We start from the raw sequence: 640 nt of genomic DNA on the forward strand, positions 1-640 counted from the left end.
GGCGGCCTCACAGGGCGAACCTCATTTGAGGTTCGCCCTTTTTACTTCGCCCCGGGTCCGGATTGAGGATCTCCGCCAAGGTTCGGCGGTCGAACAGACTTAACTGCAGCACCCGCATGATCCGCTGAACCGTCCAGCCCGCCCGGGCACTGTGCCGGGCAAACGCCACCAGCAAGTAAGTGATCATGGCGATCCACAACTGGGTCAGTACCGCGTTCCTCGAGGTCCCCACGAACGCCTTGATCTTCAGGTTCTGCTTGATCGTCTTGAAGAAGATCTCGATCCGCCAGCGGTCCTTGTACAAGGCCGCGATGGTCGCCGCGCTCAGACCAAAATGGTTGGTCAGGAACACGTAATGCTTGCCCGTCTCCCGGTCAACGAAGCCCACCCGCCGCAGGCGCGGCGCTCCGCGCTTGAGGGCGTGCGCGCTGTTGAGCTGGATGGTCTGGTCGCAGGTCAGCCCCTTGGATCGGTCCACCGGACGCCGCTCCTCGACCCGGTAAATGGAGTTCGGCCTGAGCCGGGTAACGAAGAAAACCCCTTGGTCCGTCAACGACTTATACCAGCCGTAATCCACATACCCCTTGTCGAACACCACGATGCTGCTCTTCGGGAAGGCGAACCGCCGTCCCTGCACCAG

Annotated in this window: 1 protein-coding gene; it reads right to left on the reverse strand. The window is 61.6% G+C overall.

The features are described 5' to 3' along the window. Positions 1-7: 7 nt before the first annotated feature. The coding region (locus HMJ39_RS13815; RefSeq protein ID WP_194297769.1) for an IS4 family transposase at positions 8-640 on the reverse strand (633 nt) is incomplete at its 5' end.

Origin of the sequence: Alloalcanivorax profundimaris (genome assembly GCF_015265435.1) — a bacterium.
GTDB classification, from domain to species: Bacteria; Pseudomonadota; Gammaproteobacteria; order Pseudomonadales; family Alcanivoracaceae; genus Alloalcanivorax; species Alloalcanivorax profundimaris.